The following is a 22212-nucleotide window of genomic DNA, read 5'->3' as shown; positions in this document are numbered from 1 at the left end:
GAGGGGTGAGGGGTGAGGGGTGAGGGGTGAGGGGTGAGGGGTGAGGGGTGAGGGGTGAGGGGGGGTGAGGGGTGAACAGCCAAAGGCAAGGCCAGAGTGGAAATCCTCCGTGCATTTGCGCTATGATGGATCCGTCCGTCCACATCGAAACAGAGTCATCCACGCCATGTCCGATTTCGCCGCTTCCACCCCATCCCCCCGGATTCTTGCCGTGATTCAGGCCAGAAGTGGCTCCAAGGGGATTCCCGACAAGAACATCCGTCCCATTCTGGGACATCCGTTGATGGCCTATTCGATTCGGGCCGGGCTGGATGCCAGACTGGTCACGGATGTGGTGGTCTCCACCGACAGCGAACGCTATGCCGCGATCGCCCGGCGTTACGGGGCGACAACCCCCTTCTTGCGTCCCGCCGAACTCTCCGGCGATCTGATCGCCTCGGCCCCCTCGTTGCGTTACGCGGTCCTGGAGACCGAACGGATCCTCGGCGTGCGTTACGACTATGTGGTGGAGCTGCCCTGCGTCTCGCCGCTGCGGGATGGACGCGACGTGGATGGCGCCCTGCAAAAACTGATCTCAACCGGCGCCGATTCGGTGATCAGCATGGTGGATACCGGTGAAAAACATCCGATCCGCCTGAAACGAATCGTGGATGACCAGATCGTCGATTTCACCCGGGAGTATCCCGAACCGGCCATCGGCTCGCGGCGTCAGGATCTCAAGCCCCCATCCTACATCCGCAACGGCGCCATCTACGCCATGACACGACGTGCCATCGTCGAGCTGGAGAGCCGGCACGGCGCCGACAGCCGACCCTATCTCATGGAACCGGAACGGTCGATCAACATCGATGAACGGCTCGATTTCACCCTGGCCGAATGTCTGATGCGTCACGGTTTCTGCGACAATCGCCCGGTCCCGGTCGAAAAGTCCTGCGTGGAACGGTTGATCCAGGGGGGACGGCCCGTGGTGCTGGTGACCACGCCGATTCACTTTCTGCCCGAGATTCGCGCCGAGCTGAGTGAATTCGCCGATTGCATCCTGGCCCACGGCGCCAGTCGCGATCAGGTGGCGGAACTGCTCGGCGAGGTGGATGGCTGGATCTGCTCTCCATGCCCCACCTACACCATCGATGCCGCGCTGCTGGAACGCTCCGGGGGTCGTCTGCGCATCCTGGCCACCCCCTCCACCGGTTCCAATCACATCGACCGGCTCTGGTGCGCCGCCCGCGACCTGCCGGTCTCGTGCCTCAAGGACAGCGATTTCGTCCACACCATCAAGGCCTCCTCGGAGTTCACCTGGGCCCTGATCATGGCCACGGTGCGCAAACTCCCCCAGGCCGCCGAACGGGTCCGGCAGGGCTACTGGCGCGACATCGAGGATGAACTGCGCGCCGTGGAGTTCCAGGAACGCACCCTGGGCATCATCGGATTCGGTCGCATCGGCGGCAACATCGCCCGTTATGCCCAACCCTTCGGCATGCGGGTCGTGGCCTTCGATCCTTACAAAACCATCACCGACCCCGGCGTGGAACAACTCGACTCCCACGCCGCGGTGCTGGCCGTGGCCGACATCGTGTTGATCGCGGTCCACCTGGACGCCTCCACCACCGGCATGGTCGATGATTCCTGGTTTGCCGCCATGCGCCCTGGCGCGATCTTCATCAACGTCTCACGCGGCGAGATCGTCGATGAGTCCGCGCTGCTCGCCAGCCTGGAATCCGGCCATCTGGCCGCCGCCGGACTGGATGTGATCTCGGATGAGTTCCTCTCCGACAAACGTCGCCATCCCCTGATCCGGTATGCCGCCACCCATGACCATCTGCTCATCACTCCGCACATCGCCGGTCTGACGCGGGATTCGGAACTCAAGGCGGCCCGATTCGCCCTCGCCGCGGTGCGGGAGCGGCTGTTGGCCGATCAACAGGCCAGGCCATGAGCAAGGAACTCTCCTATCTCCCCGACATCTCGGTGATCGTCGCCTGTTACAACCAGGGCGACTGGGTGGAACGGTGCGTGCGCAGCATCAGCCATCAGGAGGGGTTGACCCTGGGGGCTTTCGAAATCCTGGTGGTCGATGACGGCAGCCCGGACCATACCCGCGAGGTGCTGGCCAATCTGTCGGTCTTGAAAAATCTGCGCGTGTTGGTTCATGAAACCAACCTGGGATTGCCCGTGGCCTTGAACAACGCCATCCGCCAGGCCAGGGGACGTTATGTGATCCGCGTCGATGCCGACGATTATCTCAACCGAAGTTGTCTACAGATCATGAAGCTCTTTCTGGATGTCAACCGCCAGTACCAGGCCGTGGCCATCGATTACGTGAAGGTGGACCATCTGGAGAACACCCTGGGTCGCTTCAACTGCATGGAAGATCCGATCGCCTGCGGCATCATGTTCCGCAAGGAGTGTCTGTTTGACGTCGGGTTGTACGATCCGGAGTTCAAGATGCGCGAGGGACACGAATTGCGGCTCCGGTTCGAGGCCAGATACCGCATCGGGCGGCTGGAGTTTCCGTTCTACAAATACCGCCATCACGCCGCCAACCGCACCCTCAACCACGCGGATGTGGCCATTTATGATGAAAAATTGCGTGAATTGGCGCAAAAGGACGGGGAGACCGTCTGACTGTCTGCCGTTCTCCTTGACCGTCTGACTGTCCGTCACTCGCCCTTGTGATGGTCGATGTGGCCTTTTTCAGACCCCCTGCCGCAAATAACGCCGCATGCCGCGCCCCAGGGTGACCATGCGTGCGAATTCGTCGGGGGTGGCGCTCAGGACATGATCGCGGATGGTGGTATCGGATTTGTCCAGGGTGAAATGTTTTTCGATGATCCGGGCTCCGCGCGCGATGGCCAGAAGCGGCACCTCGATGCCCAGCGAATGGTCGCTGTAGCCCGCGTAGGGGGAACCATCGAACGATTTGGGCAGAGCGGTCAGATCCCAGGCCTGGGCCGGATAACTGGAGCGGCACCAGAGATAGGAGACATTCTCCGGCTCTCCGAACGGCAGCCCCTCCCCCTGCCACATGCCCAGCGACACGATCACCGGCAGGCCGGTGGCGACGATCCCGCGCACCAGATCCGGATGGTCGTTGACCGTGCGCGAGGCGATCTTGATCCGTTTGGGTTGAAACGGTCGCAGCATCTCCCAGGCATCGGGACGGATCACCGAGAACAGCAGCTCGATTTGATAAAATTCCGCGATGCGATAGAGCTGGGCAATGATCTCCGGGGTCAGGCGGTTGATCTCCCCCTCGCCATCCCGCCAGCCGAGCTGCATCTTGGCCACATCCGCTCCGGCCAGTTTGGCCTGACGAATCAACTCCCCGGCCAGGGCGAAGTGGCCGTTGTGGTTCATGCCGATTTCCGCGATGAACATCATGATGGGGTATCCTTGCAAAAAAAATCGGTTTCGTGTCCATGGGTTCGTTTGAACGCCCGCTTTGGCGGGGTGCCTTGCCAGCGAGTCGGGCCGGCTTCATCTTAGGCGCGGCGGTGCGATCGGTAAAGATTTTTCCCATCCCGGCTTCCAGTGACTAACGGAAACCAGGACATTGACCACCCCTGGACCATGCGTTAGAGTCCTTTTCCAATCCCTCGATCACGGCAGTCCATGGTCGGGGGGTGAGGGGGGTTCTCCCCCCATCCTGTCAAGATTGCGATCACCAGCCGATAAGCGAGGCAAGGAACATGATCATTCTCGGGATCCACGACGGACACGGCGCAAGCGCGGCTCTTCTGGTGGATGGCAAGCTGGTGGCGGCCATGAGCGAGGATCGACCCATCCGTCAGACCACCCGCTCCGGCTTTCCGTTTCACGCGGTGGAGGGTGTGTTGCGACTGGCGGGAATCACCATGGCCCAGGTCGACCGCATCGCCCTGGCCACGCGTCGGCTGCCGCCGAAATATTTTTTCATTCCACGGGAGAATTTCTCCATCGCCGACTTCTGGCGCGAGCAGACCCACTATTGGAAACCGCGTCTGGAGGGAACCGGCAAGCCTGTTTATACCGAGGTGTTCGCCCATCGGGAAGACCCTTCCCGACGCATCTACGATGAGAGCCTGATCGCCCACGAGGATGACGCCGAAGGGATGCTCAAGGCGCGCCTGAAGCATCTGCAAGCCTACAGCGGTCTGCCCGTCGAGCGGATCAGCGTCCACGACCATCACACCTGTCACGCCTGGTATGGTTATCTGGTCCAATCCGCGCGTCGCGATGATACGCTGGTCTTCACCACGGATGGCGGCGGGGATGGTTGCAACGGCACGGTGTGGGAGGCGCGCGCGCGCGGTCCTCTGCGGGAGCTGCATCGCGACAGCCGTTGCAACATCGGTCGCATCTACCGGTACGCCACCCTGCTTTTGGGCATGAAACAGTTCGAACACGCCTTCAAGACCATGGGATTGGCACCCTATGCCAACGAGAAGTACGGTCGTCTGGCCTATGAAGTCTATGCCTCGACCCTGCGAAACGATGGTCTGGGCTTCTCCTATGCCACCGAACCGACGGATCACTTCTTCTGGTTCAAGGAGCGTCTCGAAGGGATCCGTTTCGACGGCATCGCCTGGGGGGTGCAGAAACGAACCGAGGAGTTGCTGGCCGAGTGGGTACGCAACGGCGTGACGGCCACCGGCATCGCGGATGTGGTGTTGACCGGCGGCGTGGCCATGAACATCAAGGCCAACAAGGTGATCTGGGAACTGCCGGAGGTGACCTCCCTGTTCGTGCCGCCCGGTTCCGGAGACGAATCGATCTCCGTTGGTGCGGCCCTGATCGCCGCCACCTCCCATCCGACGGTGGAGGCGGAGCGGGTGGAGGCGATCGCCCCGTTTGATACCCCCTATCTGGGGGCATCGTTCTCGGATGCCGAGGCGGAACGGGCCATTGCTGCGGGTGGCATTCCCTCGGGTTGTCAGGTGCGTCGCGCCGAGGCGGGCGACGTGGCTGACATCCTGGCCCGAGGCGAGGTGGTGGCCCGTTGCGCCGGACGCTGGGAGTTCGGACCCCGCGCCCTGGGCAACCGTTCGATCCTGGCCAATCCGCGCGATTCGGGCGTGGTGCGCGAGATCAACGAGATGATCAAGCAGCGCGATTTCTGGATGCCGTTCGCATCCAGCATTCTGGCCGAACGGTCTGATGACTATTTTGTCAATCCCAAGCGTCTCGATGCCCGTTACATGACCCTGGCCTTCGATTCCACACCGCTGGGCCGCGAAGAGATGATCAGCGGTCTGCACCCGTATGATTTCACCTCGCGGCCCCATGTGGTGTTTCCGGAGGTCAATCCCGGCTACCATGCGTTGATTTCGGCCTTCGAGGCGCGTACCGGCATCGGTGCGCTGTTGAACACCTCCTTCAATCTGCACGGTGAACCCATGGTGGCCGGACCCGAGGATGCGGTGAGCACCTTCGTTCGTTCCGGCTTGCGGCATGTCTGGATCGGTTCGTGGCTGGTGAGCAAGCCATGATCCGGTTGGTTGAGAGCATAAACAATCATGACCATTGAACAGCGTCAACAGGTGGAACGGGAGGTTCTGCGGGTCTACCAGCAGGAAAACCCGTCGGTCCGTTTTCTGGAGTCGGATGCGCGGTTGGCCGAAGAGGAGCGGCGGCGGATCCTGCTGTTTCGGGACTACCTGAAACTGCCCCCCCAACTGTTTCGCGGTGCCCGCATGCTCGATCTGGGATGTGGAACCGGGGAGCATGCCATCTTCTACAGCCGTTGGGGCGCGGATCTGACCCTGGTGGAGATGAATTCCCTGGCCCTGGAACGGGCCCGCGCCATCTTCAAAAAGCGCGCACCTTCCGAGGCGCGCTATCGTTTCGTGGAGCAGTCGCTGTTCGACTTCGATCCCGGCGCGGAGCGCTTCGATATCGTAAGCTGCGAAGGGGTGTTGCATCACACCGCCGCCAAGGAGGAGGGGTTCGCGCGCCTGGCCTCCTGTCTGAAGCCGGGTGGTTTTTTGTTGTTGGCGATCTGCACCCGCGCCGGGATGTTCCAGCGCAATCTCCAGCGGTTGATCATCCAGGCCCTGGCTCGGGACGAAGCGGAGATCCCGGCCATGGCCGAACGGCTGTTCAAGGAGAATATCGATCGGGCAGAGCGGTTCGGAAGACGCAGCCGCGCCGCGATCATTCACGATACCTATGTCAATCCCAAAATCGATTGTCCCGGCAGTGGCGAGGTGTTGACCTGGTTCTCCCGGAGCGGTGTGCGGCTCTATTCGGCCTGGCCTCCGTTCATGCCGTCCCGACTGGTGGATCCCCCCATCAAGGGGGTGATGCACGATCTGGCCAATGATCCCGGAGTGGCGGGCGCGGCTGAACTGCATTGGATGGCGCATCGGGAAGATGATGTCCATTTGGGGCGGATCTGGTTGGAGCGTTCACGCTCCTTGAGCCGTTTGATCGATACCCTGGTTGCCCAGGTTGGCGATGTGACCTCCGCACGGCGCGTGGACCCGAAGGCATTGGCCGGAGCCGCCGAGGGGTTGCTGGCCGGGGTTCGGGCCGGATTGGACCGTTTTCCCGAGGAGGAAGAGGGCGCGGAAGGGTTGTTGCGGGAGGTCGAAGAGCTGTTTCGGATCCTGGCCACCGGTGAGGTGGAGCGCGTGGAGGCGTTTCTAGGCCAGACGCGCGCTCTGTTTCGTGGCGCCAACGGCGTGGGTTTGAACTTTTTCGTGGGCTATCGCGAAGGACCGGCTCCCCACGGTCTGTTGTCCACCCAGGATGCAACGGACGTGGCGTGAGGAGATATTCCCCCATCCAGCCAAGTTTCGCGTGGGGTAACTATTCAGCACCCCCCACGATTGCGGGGGACGGGGGGCCGCGAGGGCCCCGGCTTAAGTGCGGAAACGGAATCTCCGAGGTTTGGCTTTGACTTTTTAAACCGCGTCTATTTTGAGATGCGTCGTTTCACGCAAGGCCACAGTGCAAAAGACGAGCTTCGTTTCCAAACTGGCATGATGGGGGGAGAACCCCCTCACCCCCCAACCGTGGACCTCCCTTACGGGAGTTCCACGGTAAACTGGCATGATGGGGGGAGAACCCCCTCACCCCCCAACCGTGGACCTCCCTTACGGGAGTTCCACGGTAAACTGGCATGATGGGGGGAGAACCCCCTCACCCCCCAACCGTGGACCTCCCTTACGGGAGTTCCACGGTAAACTGGCATGATGGGGGGAGAACCCCCTCACCCAACGAAGCTCGCGAAGGCTGCGCGCGGCGCATTTTTCGCAAAAGACGCGAAAAATGCTTCTTTGAGAAGAACGCGCTCAAGTCAAAAACTAAAGTCCAAAGGGCTTTGCCCTTGGATCCCACCAGGGGGATAATCCCCCCTGGACCCTTGATCATGGAACGACGCATCCCGTGATGGGGGATGGCGATTCAATGCATCCGATCCGAATCACAACGCATCCGCGGGGGGAACCACGGTGAAACCGAACAGTTTCCACATCTGCATGCCGCCCCGGTAGTAGAGGATCTTGTCTGCCGGAAATCCGAGTTCGAGCAATCCGCGGATGGCGGCGTGGGACTGTCCGCACCAGGGACCGTTGCACCAGATCGCCACTCTCTTGACCTTGGAGAAATCCAGGGCGCCCGAATCCTTGAGCAACACCCCAAGTGGCTTGAGAACCCGTTCGATCTCCATGGGGTTGGCGCCCATCGATGGGGAGATATCCGAGTAGGGGATGTTGATCGAACCGGGAATCACCCCTTGGGCATTCCAATCCGGGGTTCGAGCATCGATCAGAACACCGGTATCGTTGTTGATCTCTTGTCTCATGAAATCAATCAACTCCAGCTCTTCGATGGTCTTGACCCCTGGCGCCGCCTCCATGGGCTGGATGCAGAACGGCGGACAGTTGCGGGCGATCTTGGCGAAATCGGGTTCGATCACCGCGCGGGTATCTTGATTGCGCATGACCGTAACCTGTTGGTTGCCGTGCTTGACGGTGAATTTCTCCAGATCCTTGGTGATGTTGACCGGTTGAGCCGACGTGGTGCCAATCGGCAGCAGCCAGGAGAACAGCAGGAGCACGAACGAGAGTTTCCAAACGCGCGAGGGATTCATGAGAAGGTTCCTTTCGTTGCGGAGAGTTCGGAGTTGCTTCGGTCGCATGTCCGACAACGGACACGATTAAATAAATGGATGGTAACATCAATTGAGTTGAATGCAATTAAAAAAAGATAAAATTTCGACTCTCTCGGCTGTTGTGAAACGGTTCTTCCTTCCTTGTCGAATCCATTCATGATAGAGTGAAGATTCGTGTTAATCAATTGTTTTACTTAAAAATTTTGCATCAGGAAACCGCGAATGCCCAAGGAAGATTTTGCAAAAACAAGCCCTTGTCCGTCAACGGGCATCGATCTGCAACCCGCCTCGCTGGCCATCTGGGACAGCAAGTATCGTCTCAAGACCTCCAGCGGCGAACCGGTCGATCAAAATCTGGAGGATACCTGGAAACGGGTGGCCGCCACCCTGGCGGCGGTGGAGTCCGAGGAGAAGCGTGCCGATTGGGAGCGTCGTTTTCTCGATGCCCTGCGTCAGGGGGCGATTCCCGGTGGCCGCATCGTCTCGAATGCCGGTGCCGGCGACCACAAACCAGCCACCAGCACCATCAACTGCACGGTCTCCGGCATTGTGGGGGACTCCATGGTCGAGATCCTCGACATGGTGCGCGAGGCGGGTCTCACCCTGAAAGCCGGCTGCGGCATCGGTTACGAATTTTCCACGTTGCGTCCGCGCGGGGCCTATGTGGCGGGTGCCGGTTCCAGCACCTCCGGCCCGTTGTCGTTCATGGACATCTTCGACGCCATGTGCAAGACCATCTCTTCCGCCGGCGGACGCCGGGGGGCGCAGATGGCCACCTTCGACATCTCCCATCCCGACGTGTTGGATTTCATCCGCGCCAAGCGCGAGGATGGTCGTTTGCGTCAGTTCAACCTGTCGTGTCTGATCACCACCCCTTTCATCGAGGCGGTCAAGGAGGATCGCGAGTGGGATCTGGTCTTTCCGGCCAACGCCCGTGAATTGCAGGACCCTTCCATCGAGCTGGTCTACCGTCCCTGGCCGGTGATCACCGCCCCCTATCGCCTCAACGACCGTGGCGAGGTGGCCTGTCGGGTCTATCGTCGGCTGCCGGCGCGGCGGTTGTGGGATCTGATCATGACCTCCACCTATGATTATGCCGAACCGGGGTTCATCCTCATCGACAAGGTGAACGAGATGAACAACAACTGGTTCTGCGAAGAGATCCGTTCCACCAATCCGTGCGGGGAGCAGCCCTTGCCGCCGCATGGGGCCTGTCTGCTGGGTTCCATCGACCTGACCCGTTTCGTGCGTGATCCGTTCACCCCTCGGACCGCCTTCGATTGGGAGCGGTTTCGCGAGGTGGTGCGGGTGTTCACCCGCATGCTCGACAACGTGGTGGAGATCCACGGTCTGCCGTTGGCCCCGCAGGCCGCCGAGATCGCCCGCAAGCGGCGTCACGGCATGGGGTTCATGGGGTTGGGTTCGACCATCGTCATGCTCAACATGACCTATGGCGATGCCGCTTCGGTCCGTTTCACCGAGGCTGTCTCCCGTGAGATGGCGATCATCGGTTTCGAATGTGGGGTCGAGCTGGCTTTGGAAAAAGGGCCGGCGCCGATCATGGCGGAGTTGTTCACCGTGGATGCCGCCATGTTGGCCAAGCGTCCCGAGATGGCCGCCGATGGCATTCGTATCGGCGATCAGGTGCCCGGCAAGGTGTTGTTGGCCCGTTACAGTCGTTATCTGGCGCAGTTTCCCGCGGTTTTGCGGGAGCGGATCGCCGAGCACGGCTGTCGGTTCACCCATCACACCTCGATCGCGCCCACCGGCACCATTGCCCTGTCGTTGGGCAACAACTGTTCCAACGGCATCGAGCCGAGTTTTTCGCACAAGTATTCGCGCAACGTGATCGTGGCCGGGCGCAAGACCAAGGAGAAGGTGGATGTCTACTCTTACGAGCTGCTGGCCTATCGTGTTCTGATCAATCCCAAGGCCGATCCCTTCGCCACGGACGAGTCTGCCCGTTTGCCGGCCAATTTTCAGGATGCCAGCTCCATTGCTCCCGAAGATCATGTGGAGATTCAGGCCGCGGCGCAGAAGTGGATCGATTCTTCGATCTCCAAGACCATCAACGTGCCGACCGATTTCCCGTATGACCGGTTCAAGGAGATCTATCTCAAGGCTTACGAGAGTGGTTTGAAGGGGTGTACCACGTTCCGGTTCAATCCCGAGGCGTTTCAGGGGGTGTTGGTGAAAAATCAGGATTTGGCCAGCACCACCTATCGGTTCGTGTTGGAGAGTGGGGAGAGTGTGGAGTTGCGTGGCGATGAAGAGGTGGAGTATGACGGGGAGATCCACACCGCCGCCAATCTGTATGATGCGTTGAAGGAAGGATATTACGGGAAGTTGTGATGTCCGAGAAAGGGTGACAACGTTCGCGGGGATCGGGGCCGAAACGTTCGCCGGGGACCGGGGGCCGAAGGTCCCCGGCGGAGGTTCGGAGGCAGAGCCTCCGAGGTTTTGGTTTTCGCGCGCTTTCCACGATAAACGATTTTTGCGAAAAATCGCGCAGCGCGCGGGTCTCATGTGCCCCCTCCGTTGCCCGCCAGGGCATAAGGAGGGGACGAATTGCATGTCGGCATCTAAGCCGCTTTCGGCGGCCTGTTGGAGGCAAGGCGAAGATGGATCGTTTTGCGTCGTTTGCAAAACGATCCATCTTCCAAGGCTGGCGCGAAAATTTTTCACAAAAACGTGAAAAATTTTTTCTTGTAAGACGCGCCTAAAAGAAAAAGGATAAAGGCAAAGACAGAAAAGACGAAAAAATCAAAAACCAAGTCCCAAGGGCTTCGCCCTTGGATCCCACCAGGGGCCATTGGCCCCTGGACCCCATCAATTTTCGCTCAAAACGGGATATCGTCGCTGAAACTCGGGGGCTGGGCGAAATCATCCAACGGCGGATGACTGGCACCGCCACCACTCCCGCCGCCACCACTCCCGCGACCTCCCGCCGCCGCCGGGGCCGGACGGTGATACTCGGTCGAACCATAATCCTGCCCGCCCGCACCACCACCATAACCAGCCCCACCACCCTGCGGTCCCATGCCTGCGGGACGGGAATCCAACATCATCATCTGACCGTTGTAAGGCTGCAACACCACCTCGGTGGAGTAACGCTCCTGATTCTGATTGTCCGTCCACTTGCGGGTCTGCAACTGACCCTCGATGTAAACCTTGGACCCCTTGCGCAGATACTGCTGGGCGATCTCGGCCAACTTGCCGAAAATGACCACCCGATGCCACTCGGTCCGCTCCTGCATCTGCCCCTGCTGATCCTTCCAGGATTCGGAAGTGGCAATGCGCAGATTGGCGATAGGACGCCCGTCCTGGGTGAAACGCACCTCCGGATCCGAACCCAGATTGCCGATCAACTGCACTTTGTTCAATGATCTGGACATCCGCCAAGACTCCCATGCCTTCGAGAAATTTCGCCGTGTATTGTTAAGCGCCTTCGTGGCACAATAGAAAAAAACAGCCGGTTTTGCAAGCATCCCACACCGGCCATGGCCCTTTCATCGAGAACACTTCGCCATGCACCACCCCAAGCCGCTGATCGCCTTTCTGATCTGGATCCTCTCGGCCTGCATCGCCCCGCTCCACGCCGAACCGACCCCGCCGCCACCCGATGCCGGCGAAACCATCCCGATGCGCCTGGCGGCCATCCACAAGGGGGATGTGGTCTATGTGCAGGCGCTCTCCCAATTCGCCAAGACGGTCGAAGAGGGCTCGGAGAAAAAAATCCGTCCGGAACTGCTCACCAACGGCAAGAAAGGAGCCGAGGAGACCGCGTTGCAGGAACTCCTCGCCGGAAATCTGGAAGGGGGATTCTTCTCGCCCCTCACCCTGGCACGCCAGGTGGCCCCGTTCCGCGCGCTGGCCACGCCACGCCTCTTCACCCGCCCGGAACAGGTGCGCGGCTTGACCGGATCCGCTCTGGACACCGCCTTGCGCGAGGCGGCGAAAGGCAAAAATCTCCTGGTGGTCGGCTATGGCTCGTACGGATTTTATGGGGTGCTGAACTTTCGCGCCGCAGCCAGCGGAACGGCCACCTGGAACGGTCTGCCGACACGGGTGCCCAACGATCCGTGGATGATCGAACTCCACCAGGCGCTCGGTCTGCAACCCTCCTCCATGCCGGCCTCCGACCTCACCGAGGCGATCAGCTCCGGCTGGGTCCAGGGGATCGCCGCCACCCCGGAGATGCTCAACCGCACCGCCTTCGCCAATGCCAACGCCAAGGCGTTTCACCAAACCCGCCACCTGCACGGCTGGATGGTGCTGGTGGTTCACCTGGAGTGGTTCAACAAACTCCCCCAGACGCTGCAAGAGGGGATCACCCACGCCGCCTCCACGGTTTTGCCACGGGTCATGGAACAGGCCTTCTCCCAGGAGAAGAAAATTCTGGATAAGTGGTCCGCCGAATACCACGTCGCCACCCCGATCCCAACCGAGCAGGAACTGACCTCCGATGCCCTCAAGGCCCTGAGCCAGAAAACGATTCAAGCGTGCGAAACGCAGCTCAATCAACCCGGCGTGGTGGCCAAGGCCGCATCGTTCAATCAGGGACCGCCAGCACCGGCCAAACGGGAGTCGTCCGGCAAAAAGGAGGGCGATCCGGCCAAAAACAAAAAAACCACGCCCCCAAAAACCAATCCGCAACCAACCTCCGGCTCCGAACCGGCCAGCAAGGCAACACCCAAACCATGAACCTCCTGGAAATCGCCACGCTGATCGGCGCCTATCTGCTGGGCGCGGTCCCGTTCGGCCTGATCGTGGCCCGCCTGGCCGGGGTCGGCGACATCCGCGCCCAAGGCAGCGGCAACATCGGCGCCACCAACGTGCTGCGGGTCGCGGGTCGCAAGGCCGGCGCCATCGCCCTGCTGCTCGACATCGGCAAGGGGACCCTGGCGGTCGGAATCGCCATCGGGCTGCATGGCGTCGAGGCCCCGATCACCGCCGCCACGGTGGTATGTACCTTCCTGGGCCATCTGTATCCGGTCTACCTGGGCTTCAAGGGTGGCAAGGGGGTGGCGGTGGCCCTCGGCGCCCTGCTGGCCTGGACCCCCTGGCCGGGGCTGCTGATGGTGCTGACCTGGATCGGCATGGCCAAATGGCTGCGGATTTCTTCCCTTTCGGCCCTGATCGCCTTCGTGGTCGGTCCGCTCTCCCTGCTCGTGCTGCCGGCGCCGGCCCTGGCACCCGGCATTCATGGCGTGATCGCGCTGCTGGTCTTCTGGCGCCATCGGGCCAACATCCAACGGTTGCTCGCCGGAACCGAACCGCGCATCGGCAAGAAACAATCCGACGGGTGAGACGTGACAGCCCGTCTGGACGATCCGAATCCCGAACTCGCCATCGACTGGTTGCGCCTGATCCGCTCGCCGCGCATCGGACCGGTCCAGATCGCGGAACTGATCGAACATTTGGGTAGCCCGGAAACGGTGCTCACCGCCTCGCGCAGTCGCCTGTCCGCCATTCCCGGCATCCGCCCGGCCCTGATCCGGATTCTGGAAACCTTCCGCCGCGACATTCCCATCCAACCAATCGCCAACGAACTCAACCGGTTGCATGCCCTGGGCGGTCGCATGCTCCTGCTCGGCACCCCCGACTATCCGCCCATGCTGGCCGCCATCCACGACCCGCCCCCCGCCCTGTTCGTGGTCGGCGACCCGCGTCATCTCCACGGCGAAACCGCGATCGCCATCACCGGCACCCGTCACGCCACGCCCAGAGGACAGGGATTCAGTCGGGAGCTGGCCGGAGCCCTCACCCGCGTCGGCGGCGTCGTGGCAAGCGGACTCTCGCGCGGCATCGACGCCGCGGCCCATCTCGGCGCCCTGGAGGCCGATGGTCCCACCGTGGCGGTGGTGGCCACCGGGGTGGACGTGGTTTATCCACGCGAACATCAGGCGTTGCAACAACGCATCGCGGAACGGGGGTGCGTGGTGAGCGAAGCCCCCCTCGGTCTGCAACCGGTCCCCTGGGTCTTTCCGCCCCGCGCCCGCATCCTTTCGGGGCTGACGCGCGGCGTGGTGATCGTCGAGGCGCCGGAAAACTCCGGCGCGCTCCTCACCGCCCGCATGGCTCTCGAACAGGGTCGCGAGGTGTTCGCCGTGCCCGGCGCACCCAACGATCCGACCCGGCGCGGCAATTTGAACCTGCTGCGCCAGGGGGCACGCCTGGTGGAACGGGCTGACGACATCCTCGAAGAGCTGGCTTGGAGTCGCCCCGCACCGCCGCTTCCGTCCGCCCTGTCGGCCCCTCCCGACGCTTTCCACCCTCCCGCGGGCCGGTGTACCGGCGACGCGGCCACCATTCTGACCCTCATCGAGGCCGGTACCTCCCAGGAAGATGATCTGGCTCGGTGTTGTCAATTGACAGTGACCGCGCTTTCACGCATCTTACTGCATCTTGAACTGTCCGGTCTGGTGCAACGGTTGCCTGGTGGTCGATACGTCACCACGCGACCCGGTTGAACGGCACGTCGTTCGTGGTTGCATGACACGCGGCTTGTCTTTAAAACACAATCGACTCGACCCTGGAACGGTTTCCTCGAATTCCAACCTTCATCGCGAAGCGTTACTTAAAGATTCATGACCACTCTCGTCATCGTGGAGTCTCCGGCCAAGGCCAAGACCATCAATAAGTTCCTCGGCAAGGACTATGCCGTGGCCGCCACCTATGGCCATATCCGGGATCTGCCTTCCAAGGACGGCTCCGTGGATCCGGAGGATCAGTTCCGGATGCACTACGAGGTCTCTTCCGACTCGACCAAGCATGTGGCCGAACTGGCCAAGGCCGCCAAGGGCGCCGAAATGCTGTTGCTGGCCACCGACCCCGATCGCGAGGGCGAGGCGATCTCCTGGCATGTGCTCGAAACCCTGAAAAGCCGCAAGGAGCTGGCCAAGATCCCCTGCAAACGGGTGGTGTTCCACGAGATCACCAAGCGGGCCATCCTGGAGGCCGTCGCCAATCCGCGCGACATCGACATGAATCTGGTCAATGCCCAACAGGCGCGGCGGGCGTTGGATTATCTGGTGGGATTCAACCTGAGTCCGCTCCTTTGGAAGAAGGTGCGGCGCGGTCTTTCCGCCGGACGGGTGCAGTCCGTGGCCCTGCGCCTGATCTGCGAACGCGAAAACGAAATCCGCGCCTTCAAGACGCGGGAATACTGGAGCATCAGCGCCGATCTGATCCGCGTCGCCCAGGAGCGAAACGTCCGTCCCTTCGAGGCGCGTCTGGCGGTGGCCGAGGGGAAAAAACTCGACCGCTACGACATCCCCAACGAGGAGCGCGCCCGGCAACTGGTCGCCGCCATCGAGGGTCAACCGCTCTACGTGGCCGCCATCGAAAAGAAACGGGTGGCGCGCAACCCCTCGCCCCCTTTCATCACCTCGACTTTGCAACAGGAGGCGTCGCGCAAGCTCGGCTTTTCCGCCCGCCAAACCATGATGGTGGCCCAGAAGCTCTACGAAGGGGTCGAGATCACCATGGCCGACGGCTCCAAGGAGACCGTGGGTCTGATCACCTACATGCGTACCGACTCGGTGCAGCTGGCCAACGAGGCGGTCAATGCCATGCGGCAGCTGATCAAGGAGCGGTATGGCGCGGACTATGTGCCCAAAACCCCGCGCAAATACAAATCCTCGGCCAAGAACGCCCAGGAGGCCCACGAGGCGATCCGGCCCACCGATCCGGCCCTCCATCCCGAGCAGCTGCGCAAGAGTCTGGATCGGGATGGTTTCCGGCTTTACGAGCTGATCTGGAAGCGGACCATGGCCTGTCAGATGGCCTCGGCGCAGATCGATCAGGTGGCGGTGACCATCTCGGTGGGGAGCGCCGATGCCCACGCGCCGTATCAACTGCGCGCCAACGGCTCTTCGGTGGCCTTTCCCGGCTTCATGGAGGTCTACAGCGAAAGCACCGACGCCAAGCCCGAGCAGGAGCGCAACGAGGACGAAACCGATACCATGCTCCCGCCCATGGATCAGGGCGACGCCCTGGCCATGCGCGCGGTCACCCCGCGCCAGCACTTCACCGAACCCCCGCCGCGCTACACCGAGGCCTCGCTGGTGAAGATCCTGGAGAGCTTCGGCATCGGTCGTCCCTCGACCTACGCCCCCACCATGTCCACCCTCCAGGAACGCGGCTATGTGAAGCTCGATGCCCGCAAGTTCGTGCCCGAGGATGTGGGCGAGGTGGTGAACCGTTTTCTGGTCGAGCACTTCGAAAAGTACGTCGATTATCACTTCACCGCCCATCTCGAGGATGATCTCGACGCGGTATCGCGCGGGGAGAAGGCCTGGGTGCCGCTGCTCGACTCCTTCTGGTCCCCCTTCAAGAGTCAGATCGAGGAGAAGGAGAGCACCACCAAGCGCTCCGACATCACCAGCGAGGCCACGGATCAGAAGTGTCCGGAGTGCGGACAGCCGTTGTTCATCAAACTCGGACGTTTCGGACGTTTCCTGGCCTGCTCCAACTATCCGGAGTGTCGTTTCACCCAGAATCTGAAAAAAGAGGGGGAGGAGGAGAAACCGGTCGCTCCACCCGAGGTGTCGGACGAGAAGTGCGACAAGTGCGGCGAACCGATGCTCATCAAGAGCGGTCGTTTCGGCAAGTATCTGGCCTGTTCCGGCTATCCGGGCTGTCGCAACATCCAACCCCTCTCCAAGCCGATCGATACCGGCGTGGTCTGCCCGGAGTGCGGCAAGGGAACGTTTTTGGAGAAAAAATCCCGCTACGGCAAAATCTTCTACTCCTGCTCCGCGTATCCGAAGTGCAAGAAAGCCTTGTGGAACAAACCACTTCCCAACACCCCCTGCCCGAAATGCAACGCCCCCTTTCTCACCGAAAAGGTCACCAAGCGGTTCGGCACCGAACTCCTGTGCGCCACGGAGGGATGTGATTATCGGGTCAAGGTGGCTACCAGTGAGCCGGGTTCGACATGATCCCCTCCTCTGAAATCCCGGTCTCCCCAGTCGCCCGACTGCTTGCCTCCCGTTTTGGCGCGCTGCATCTGTTCATCTTTCTGTTTGTGGTCGTTTCGTTCGTGATCCGGGTCATCTTGAGCCTCAAGGCGCTTGATACCCTGGATCCGTCGTTCATCAACCTGGTGATGATCGAAGCCAGCGGGTTGCTTTTCGACATTCTCGCCGCCTTTTATTTCTCCATTCCCCTGATCCTCTATCTGATTTTCCTACCCGATCGGATCCTGCGCCATCCGGTGCAGCGTCTTCTGTTCAAGCTGGTCTATTTTTGCGCTCTGTATGTGTTGATCTTCAACGGCGTCTCGGAGTGGATTTTCTGGGACGAATTCGGGGTGCGTTACAACTTCATCGCCGTGGATTATCTGGTTTACACCCACGAGGTGATCGGCAACATCCGTCAATCCTACCCGGTGCCGAAACTGCTTTCCGCCATTCTGGTGGTCACCTTCGCCATCGGCTGGCTGATCCAGCGGCGCGGTTGGCTCGATCCCACCTTTTCCGCCCTTACCACCCTGCGGGAGCGGGGTCGTCGGGGTTCGCTCTATCTGATCGTTCCGTTGGTCGCCTTTGTCGCCATCGATCAGGATCTCTCCGAGGTTTCCAACAACCGTTACCACAACGAGTTGGCCAAAAACGGCATTTATTCGCTTTTTTCCGCGTTCATCCACAACGAATTGCCGTACGAGGTGTTCTATCTGCAACGCGACGACCGGGAGATGGCGGCGCGGGTACGGGAGCGGTTGCGGGTATCGCCGGACACCAGGCCTCTCGATGCGATCGACCCGCTGGACATTGCCCGTTCCATCGTTCAACCGGGACCGGAAAAACGGCTCAACGTGATTCAGTTGACCATCGAGTCGATGAGCGCCGAATACATGGCCCTGTTCGGAAACCAGGAGAACATCACCCCGAATCTGGATCGACTGGCCAAGGAGTCTCTCACCTTCACCAATCTGTATGCCACCGGCAACCGTACCGATCGCGGCATGGAGAGTCTGGTGTTGTCGGTTCCGCCCACGCCGGGACGCAGCAAGGTGAAGCGACCCGACAACGAGGATCTCTTTTCCTCCGGGGATGTGTTCAAGCGACGTGGTTACGATACCCGTTTCATTTATGGCGGATACGGTTATTTCGACAACATGAATCACTTTTTCGGTCACAACGGTTTCGAGGTGGTGGATCGCACCCTGCTCGACGCCAGCGAGATCACCCATGAGAACATCTGGGGTGTGGCCGACGAGGATCTGTTCCGGCGTACCATGCGCGAGGCCGATCGGGCTCATGCGGATGGCAAGCCGTTTTATTATTTCGTCATGACCACCTCCAACCATCGTCCTTTCACCTATCCGGCGGGTCGCATCGACATTCCTTCGCCGGGAGGACGTCAGGGTGGGGTGAAATACACCGACTGGGCGATTGGGGAGTTTATCGCCCAGGCGCGCAAGCGGCCCTGGTTTGACGACACGTTGTTCATCATCACCGCGGATCACTGTGCGGGGAGTGCCGGCAAGACCGAATTGCCGGTGCATCGTTATCACATTCCGTTGATGATTCATGCGCCCAGGCATGTTCCGGTGCGCATGGAGTCGGCCTTGATGAGTCAGATCGACATCACGCCGACGATCTTGGGTTTGTTGAATTTCAGCTACACCAGTCGTTTTTTCGGGCAGGACATTTTCCAGGCCCCGCCCGAGGCGCGGCGTGCCTTCATCGGCACCTATCAGAAGTTGGGTTTGATCATGGGGGATCGGTTGACCGTGCTCAGTCCGCAGCATCAGGCGAGTTTCTATCGATTCGAGCGTCGGGTAGGGGATGAGCGGCAGGTGTTGCAGAAGGAGGAAGATGTCGAGGGGTTGCGGGATGCGATTGCCTTCTATCAAACCGCCAACATCATGCGCAAGAAGGGATTGGACAAGAAGATCCCGTGATCCGGACGAGGCGAAAGGTCCAAGGTTCCGGCGTGGATAACCGGCGGGGTCCAGGGGCCAATGGCCCCTGGTGGGATCCAAGGGCGAAGCCCTGGGACTTTGATCTTTTGACGTTTCCTTTCGCGCGCTTTTAACGATAATAGTTTTTTTTGTAAAGGACGCGAAAAAACTCTTATCGTGAAAAGCGCGCGAAAATCAAAGAAAAAGTCAAAAACAAAACCTCGGAGGCTCTGCCTCCGAACCTCCGCCGGGGACTTTGCGGTCCCCGGTCCCCTGCAACAGTGGAGAGTCCTGAATCGTTGCAAGCAACCTTCTTCATCCGCAAGGTCGCTTCCACCGTGAGTGGCAATGTGTCTCCTCATGGGAGGTACCACTGTCAATCCTGAACATCACCCCAACATCACCGTCACATTTTCATCCACAACCACCTGTGGATCACCTTGTGGATGTTTGCAGGCAAAAACTGGGCAAAAACACCCCCATGACCGTCAAAACCCACGGTGCGCACAGTTAATCCCCTGAACCATCCACGCATCATGCCCAGGAGACTTTATAAAATTTGTAAATTATTTCAATACGTTATCAAAAAAATCCACAATTCGTGCCCCCCTTTATTATTCTATCTTTTGATTTATAAAAAAAAATAGCATATAGAATGGCCTCGACCTGCCATTCGTCACCACGTATTCTCAACCGAAATCCCATCAATTCGAAGGATCTCAAAGCAAAATCCATGCCCACGACCGAACCGAATCATCGTTTTTTAAGAGCCTGTCTGGGATTGCCCACGGATCGGGTGCCAATCTGGATCATGCGTCAGGCGGGTCGTTACCTGCCCGAATACATGCAGGTACGCCGGGAAGCCGGAAATTTCCTCTCCTTATGCAAAAATCCCGAATTGGCCGCCAAGGTGACCTGGCAACCCATCGAACGGTTCGGTCTGGACGCGGCGATTCTTTTTTCGGATATTCTGGTGATCCCCGAGGCCATGGGCATGGGGTTGAGTTTTGGTACCGGTGAGGGGCCGATTCTCAATCCCCGCATCGAGACATCAACCGATGTGGAACGATTGCGCGCGCCGGATCCGGAAAAGGATTTGAAATACGTCATGGATGCCATCCGGACCATTCGTACCCTGCTTGCGGACCGGGTGCCTCTGATCGGCTTTTCCGGCAGCCCCTGGACCCTGGCCACCTACATGGTCGAAGGTGGGTCGAGTCGCAGTTTCACGCGGGTTCTGGGCATGCTGCGCGAACATCCCGAGGTGATGCAACGCCTGCTGGATCGACTGGTCGAGGCGGTGACCGACTATCTCAACGCCCAGATTCGCCACGGGGTGCAGGCGGTCCAGATTTTCGATACCTGGGGCGGCGTGCTCGATCACGATGAATTCCTGAACTTCTCCCTGGAGAGCATGCGCCGCATCGTGGCCGGATTGCGACGCATCGGACCGGATGGCATGCCGGTTCCGGTGATCCTGTTTGCCAAGGGGTGCGGGGAGCACCTCGAGGCCATGGCCGAAAGCGGTTGTCAGGTGGTGGGATTGGACTGGACCACGGATATCGGTCAGGCCCGTCTGCGGGTCGGTGGCAAGGTGGCCTTGCAGGGCAACATGGATCCCGGTTTGTTGCGCGCCTCGCCCGAGGAGATCAGGCAGGAGGCGGAACGGATCCTGCGGGCGTATGGTCCCCATCCGGGACACATCTTCAATCTGGGTCACGGCATTGCTCCGGATTGCCTGCCCGAACGGGTGGGGGTGCTGGTCGAGGCCGTGCGGAATTTCTCCTTTCAGGGGTCTTGATCACGTCATGAGCGATGCCATCGTCATATCCCAGGAGGTCCGATTCGACCGCGCCCTGATTGAAAAGTACGATCGGTCCGGACCGCGTTATACCTCCTATCCCACGGCCCCGCATTTTCACGAGGGGTTCGGACCCGAGGATTTCCGGCGCGAGATCGCCCGTTCCAGCGCCGAAAAGCCGGATCGTCCTCTCTCCCTGTATCTTCATATTCCGTTTTGCGACACGGTTTGCTATTACTGCGCCTGCAACAAGATCATCACCCCGGATCGTACCCGCGCCGTACCGTATCTGGATGCCCTGATCCGGGAAATCGAATTGATGGCCCGGAATTTCACCTCGGAGCGGCAGGTTCGGCAGATCCATTTCGGTGGGGGATCCCCCTCTTATCTGACCATGGAGCAGACTGTCCGGTTGTGGACCGCCTTGCGCGATCATTTCCATCTGGCGGACAAAAGCGCAGGCGAATACGGCATCGAGGCCGATCCGCGCGAGTGTCCGACCGGGACCATCGCCCGGTTGGGGGAGATCGGGTTCAACCGCGTCTCCTTTGGGGTACAGGATTTGGAACCCGCGGTGCAGAAGGCGGTGAATCGCATTCAGCCCCTTGAACTGACCCAGCGATGCGTGGAGGAGGCCCGTGCCAACGGCTTTCATTCAATCAATCTGGATCTGATCTACGGTCTCCCCTTGCAGACCGAAGCCTCCTTCATGAAGACTTTGGAGGTGGTGATCACCGACCTGCAACCGGATCGGTTGGCGGTGTTCAATTATGCCCATCTGCCGCAATACTTCACGCCGCAACGTCGCATCGATGTCAATCAGTTGCCGAGCGCCGAGGTGAAGCTGCGCATTCTCGAACAGACCATTTCCCGATTGTTGGCCGCGGGTTATGTTTATGTCGGCATGGATCATTTTGCCAAGCCGGATGACGAGTTGGCCATGTCGCAGCGATTGGGCACCTTGCATCGTAATTTTCAGGGTTATACCACCCGTGCCGAGTGTGATCTGGTGGGATTGGGTTTGACCTCGATCAGTCAGTTCGGCCATGCCTATGCTCAGAATTACAAGACCCTTCCGGAGTATTATGCCCGCATGGATGCCGGGGAGTTGGCGATTTTCCGGGGATTGGAATTGAGTGTCGACGATCGGATTCGGCGGGATGTGATCATGCGGTTGATGTGTGATTTCCAGTTGGACCGTCAATGGACCGGGGAGCGTTTGGGGATTGATTTTGACCAATATTTTTCGGTTGAAAATGGTGAGATCGCCCGGATGGTGGATGAAGGATTGTTGGAGGATGATGGAAGGTGTGTTCGGGTGACGGCTGGGGGGCGGTTGTTGATTCGCAATGTATGCATGGCGTTTGACTGGTATTTGGCCAACGGGCCGCAGAAGAAGGCTTT

15 protein-coding genes and 1 pseudogene are annotated in these 22212 nt (G+C 60.2%); 12 read left to right on the top strand and 4 right to left on the bottom strand.

Features of this window, described 5'->3' with window-relative positions; genetic code table 11:
- The first annotated feature begins 166 nt into the window (after window positions 1–166).
- Both ACV4UY_RS13785 and ACV4UY_RS13780 read left to right on the top strand, forming a co-directional pair.
- Window positions 167–1936: an NAD(P)-dependent oxidoreductase gene (locus tag ACV4UY_RS13785; protein ID WP_491608158.1), complete on the top strand. Its 1770-nt coding sequence runs from the start codon at window positions 167–169 to the stop codon at window positions 1934–1936.
- Entirely contained in the window at window positions 1933–2625 is a 693-nt protein-coding gene (locus tag ACV4UY_RS13780; RefSeq protein ID WP_491608157.1) for a glycosyltransferase family 2 protein, read from the top strand. The genes ACV4UY_RS13785 and ACV4UY_RS13780 overlap by 4 nt, the downstream gene beginning before the upstream one ends.
- A 69-nt stretch (window positions 2626–2694) precedes the next feature.
- Here the strand turns inward: ACV4UY_RS13780 and ACV4UY_RS13775 are convergent, their stop codons facing one another.
- Together ACV4UY_RS13775 and ACV4UY_RS13770 are read right to left on the bottom strand one after the other, a co-directional pair.
- Window positions 2695–3279 carry an N-acetylneuraminate synthase family protein gene (locus ACV4UY_RS13775; RefSeq protein WP_491608163.1) on the bottom strand — a complete coding sequence of 195 codons (585 nt, stop codon included), beginning with the start codon at window positions 3277–3279 and terminating at the stop codon, window positions 2695–2697.
- Window positions 3271–3372 (bottom strand): annotated as a pseudogene (locus tag ACV4UY_RS13770) (N-acetylneuraminate synthase family protein); the annotation flags it as partial. The pseudogene ACV4UY_RS13770 and the gene ACV4UY_RS13775, both read right to left, overlap by 9 nt.
- A gap of 317 nt (window positions 3373–3689) precedes the next feature.
- Here ACV4UY_RS13770 and ACV4UY_RS13765 point away from each other — a divergent pair.
- Window positions 3690–5468, top strand: coding sequence for a carbamoyltransferase C-terminal domain-containing protein (locus tag ACV4UY_RS13765; protein WP_491608156.1), 1779 nt, complete (start codon window positions 3690–3692; stop codon window positions 5466–5468).
- A gap of 27 nt (window positions 5469–5495) precedes the next feature.
- Window positions 5496–6749, top strand: a complete 1254-nt coding sequence (locus tag ACV4UY_RS13760) for a class I SAM-dependent methyltransferase (RefSeq protein WP_491608155.1) — start codon at window positions 5496–5498, stop codon at window positions 6747–6749.
- 656 nt (window positions 6750–7405) lie between these two features.
- On the opposite strand, the gene ACV4UY_RS13755 is transcribed toward ACV4UY_RS13760, so the two are convergent.
- On the bottom strand, window positions 7406–8074 hold the full coding sequence (locus ACV4UY_RS13755; RefSeq protein WP_491608154.1) for a rhodanese-like domain-containing protein: 669 nt from the start codon (window positions 8072–8074) through the stop codon (window positions 7406–7408).
- A gap of 243 nt (window positions 8075–8317) precedes the next feature.
- Here ACV4UY_RS13755 and ACV4UY_RS13750 point away from each other — a divergent pair, with 243 nt between their 5' ends.
- A complete protein-coding gene (locus ACV4UY_RS13750; protein ID WP_491608153.1) occupies window positions 8318–10447 on the top strand; it encodes an adenosylcobalamin-dependent ribonucleoside-diphosphate reductase in 2130 nt (709 codons plus the stop codon).
- Between the two features lie 488 nt (window positions 10448–10935).
- On the opposite strand, the gene ssb is transcribed toward ACV4UY_RS13750, so the two are convergent.
- A complete protein-coding gene (gene ssb / locus ACV4UY_RS13745) occupies window positions 10936–11490 on the bottom strand; it encodes a single-stranded DNA-binding protein (RefSeq protein ID WP_491608152.1) in 555 nt (184 codons plus the stop codon).
- Window positions 11491–11623: 133 nt separating this feature from the next.
- On the opposite strand from ssb, the gene ACV4UY_RS13740 reads away from it, so the two are divergent.
- The 7 genes from ACV4UY_RS13740 to hemN form a co-directional block, all read left to right on the top strand.
- Window positions 11624–12799, top strand: coding sequence for a TRAP transporter substrate-binding protein (locus tag ACV4UY_RS13740; RefSeq protein ID WP_491608151.1), 1176 nt, complete (start codon window positions 11624–11626; stop codon window positions 12797–12799).
- Window positions 12796–13404: a glycerol-3-phosphate 1-O-acyltransferase PlsY gene (gene plsY / locus ACV4UY_RS13735; protein WP_491608150.1), complete on the top strand. Its 609-nt coding sequence runs from the start codon at window positions 12796–12798 to the stop codon at window positions 13402–13404. Before ACV4UY_RS13740 ends, plsY begins: the two co-directional genes overlap by 4 nt.
- A gap of 3 nt (window positions 13405–13407) precedes the next feature.
- Window positions 13408–14568 (top strand): DNA-processing protein DprA, encoded by a 1161-nt coding sequence (dprA, locus tag ACV4UY_RS13730; protein ID WP_491608149.1) that lies wholly within the window; start codon window positions 13408–13410, stop codon window positions 14566–14568.
- A gap of 117 nt (window positions 14569–14685) precedes the next feature.
- Entirely contained in the window at window positions 14686–17040 is a 2355-nt protein-coding gene (gene topA / locus ACV4UY_RS13725) for a type I DNA topoisomerase (RefSeq protein WP_491608148.1), read from the top strand.
- Window positions 17037–19007, top strand: a complete 1971-nt coding sequence (locus ACV4UY_RS13720; RefSeq protein WP_491608147.1) for an LTA synthase family protein — start codon at window positions 17037–17039, stop codon at window positions 19005–19007. Before topA ends, ACV4UY_RS13720 begins: the two co-directional genes overlap by 4 nt.
- Before the next feature lie 733 nt (window positions 19008–19740).
- Window positions 19741–20808 (top strand): uroporphyrinogen decarboxylase, encoded by a 1068-nt coding sequence (hemE, locus tag ACV4UY_RS13715; RefSeq protein WP_491608146.1) that lies wholly within the window; start codon window positions 19741–19743, stop codon window positions 20806–20808.
- 7 nt (window positions 20809–20815) lie between these two features.
- The coding region (hemN, locus tag ACV4UY_RS13710) for an oxygen-independent coproporphyrinogen III oxidase (RefSeq protein WP_491608145.1) at window positions 20816–22212 on the top strand (1397 nt) is incomplete at its 3' end.

The sequence above is a fragment of the Candidatus Magnetaquiglobus sp. genome (assembly GCF_058402785.1).
Note: the sequence above shows the minus strand (reverse complement) of the source record. Positions and strands in the feature narration are given on the sequence as shown.

Coding starts and splice junctions, on each gene's coding strand:
- ACV4UY_RS13785 (WP_491608158.1), top strand. CDS start 167: ATGTCCGATTTCGCCGCTTCCACCCCATCCCCCCGGATTCTTGCCGTG.
- ACV4UY_RS13780 (WP_491608157.1), top strand. CDS start 1,933: ATGAGCAAGGAACTCTCCTATCTCCCCGACATCTCGGTGATCGTCGCC.
- ACV4UY_RS13775 (WP_491608163.1), bottom strand. CDS start 3,279: ATGCAGCTCGGCTGGCGGGATGGCGAGGGGGAGATCAACCGCCTGACC.
- ACV4UY_RS13765 (WP_491608156.1), top strand. CDS start 3,690: ATGATCATTCTCGGGATCCACGACGGACACGGCGCAAGCGCGGCTCTT.
- ACV4UY_RS13760 (WP_491608155.1), top strand. CDS start 5,496: ATGACCATTGAACAGCGTCAACAGGTGGAACGGGAGGTTCTGCGGGTC.
- ACV4UY_RS13755 (WP_491608154.1), bottom strand. CDS start 8,074: ATGAATCCCTCGCGCGTTTGGAAACTCTCGTTCGTGCTCCTGCTGTTC.
- ACV4UY_RS13750 (WP_491608153.1), top strand. CDS start 8,318: ATGCCCAAGGAAGATTTTGCAAAAACAAGCCCTTGTCCGTCAACGGGC.
- ssb (WP_491608152.1), bottom strand. CDS start 11,490: ATGTCCAGATCATTGAACAAAGTGCAGTTGATCGGCAATCTGGGTTCG.
- ACV4UY_RS13740 (WP_491608151.1), top strand. CDS start 11,624: ATGCACCACCCCAAGCCGCTGATCGCCTTTCTGATCTGGATCCTCTCG.
- plsY (WP_491608150.1), top strand. CDS start 12,796: ATGAACCTCCTGGAAATCGCCACGCTGATCGGCGCCTATCTGCTGGGC.
- topA (WP_491608148.1), top strand. CDS start 14,686: ATGACCACTCTCGTCATCGTGGAGTCTCCGGCCAAGGCCAAGACCATC.
- ACV4UY_RS13720 (WP_491608147.1), top strand. CDS start 17,037: ATGATCCCCTCCTCTGAAATCCCGGTCTCCCCAGTCGCCCGACTGCTT.
- hemE (WP_491608146.1), top strand. CDS start 19,741: ATGCCCACGACCGAACCGAATCATCGTTTTTTAAGAGCCTGTCTGGGA.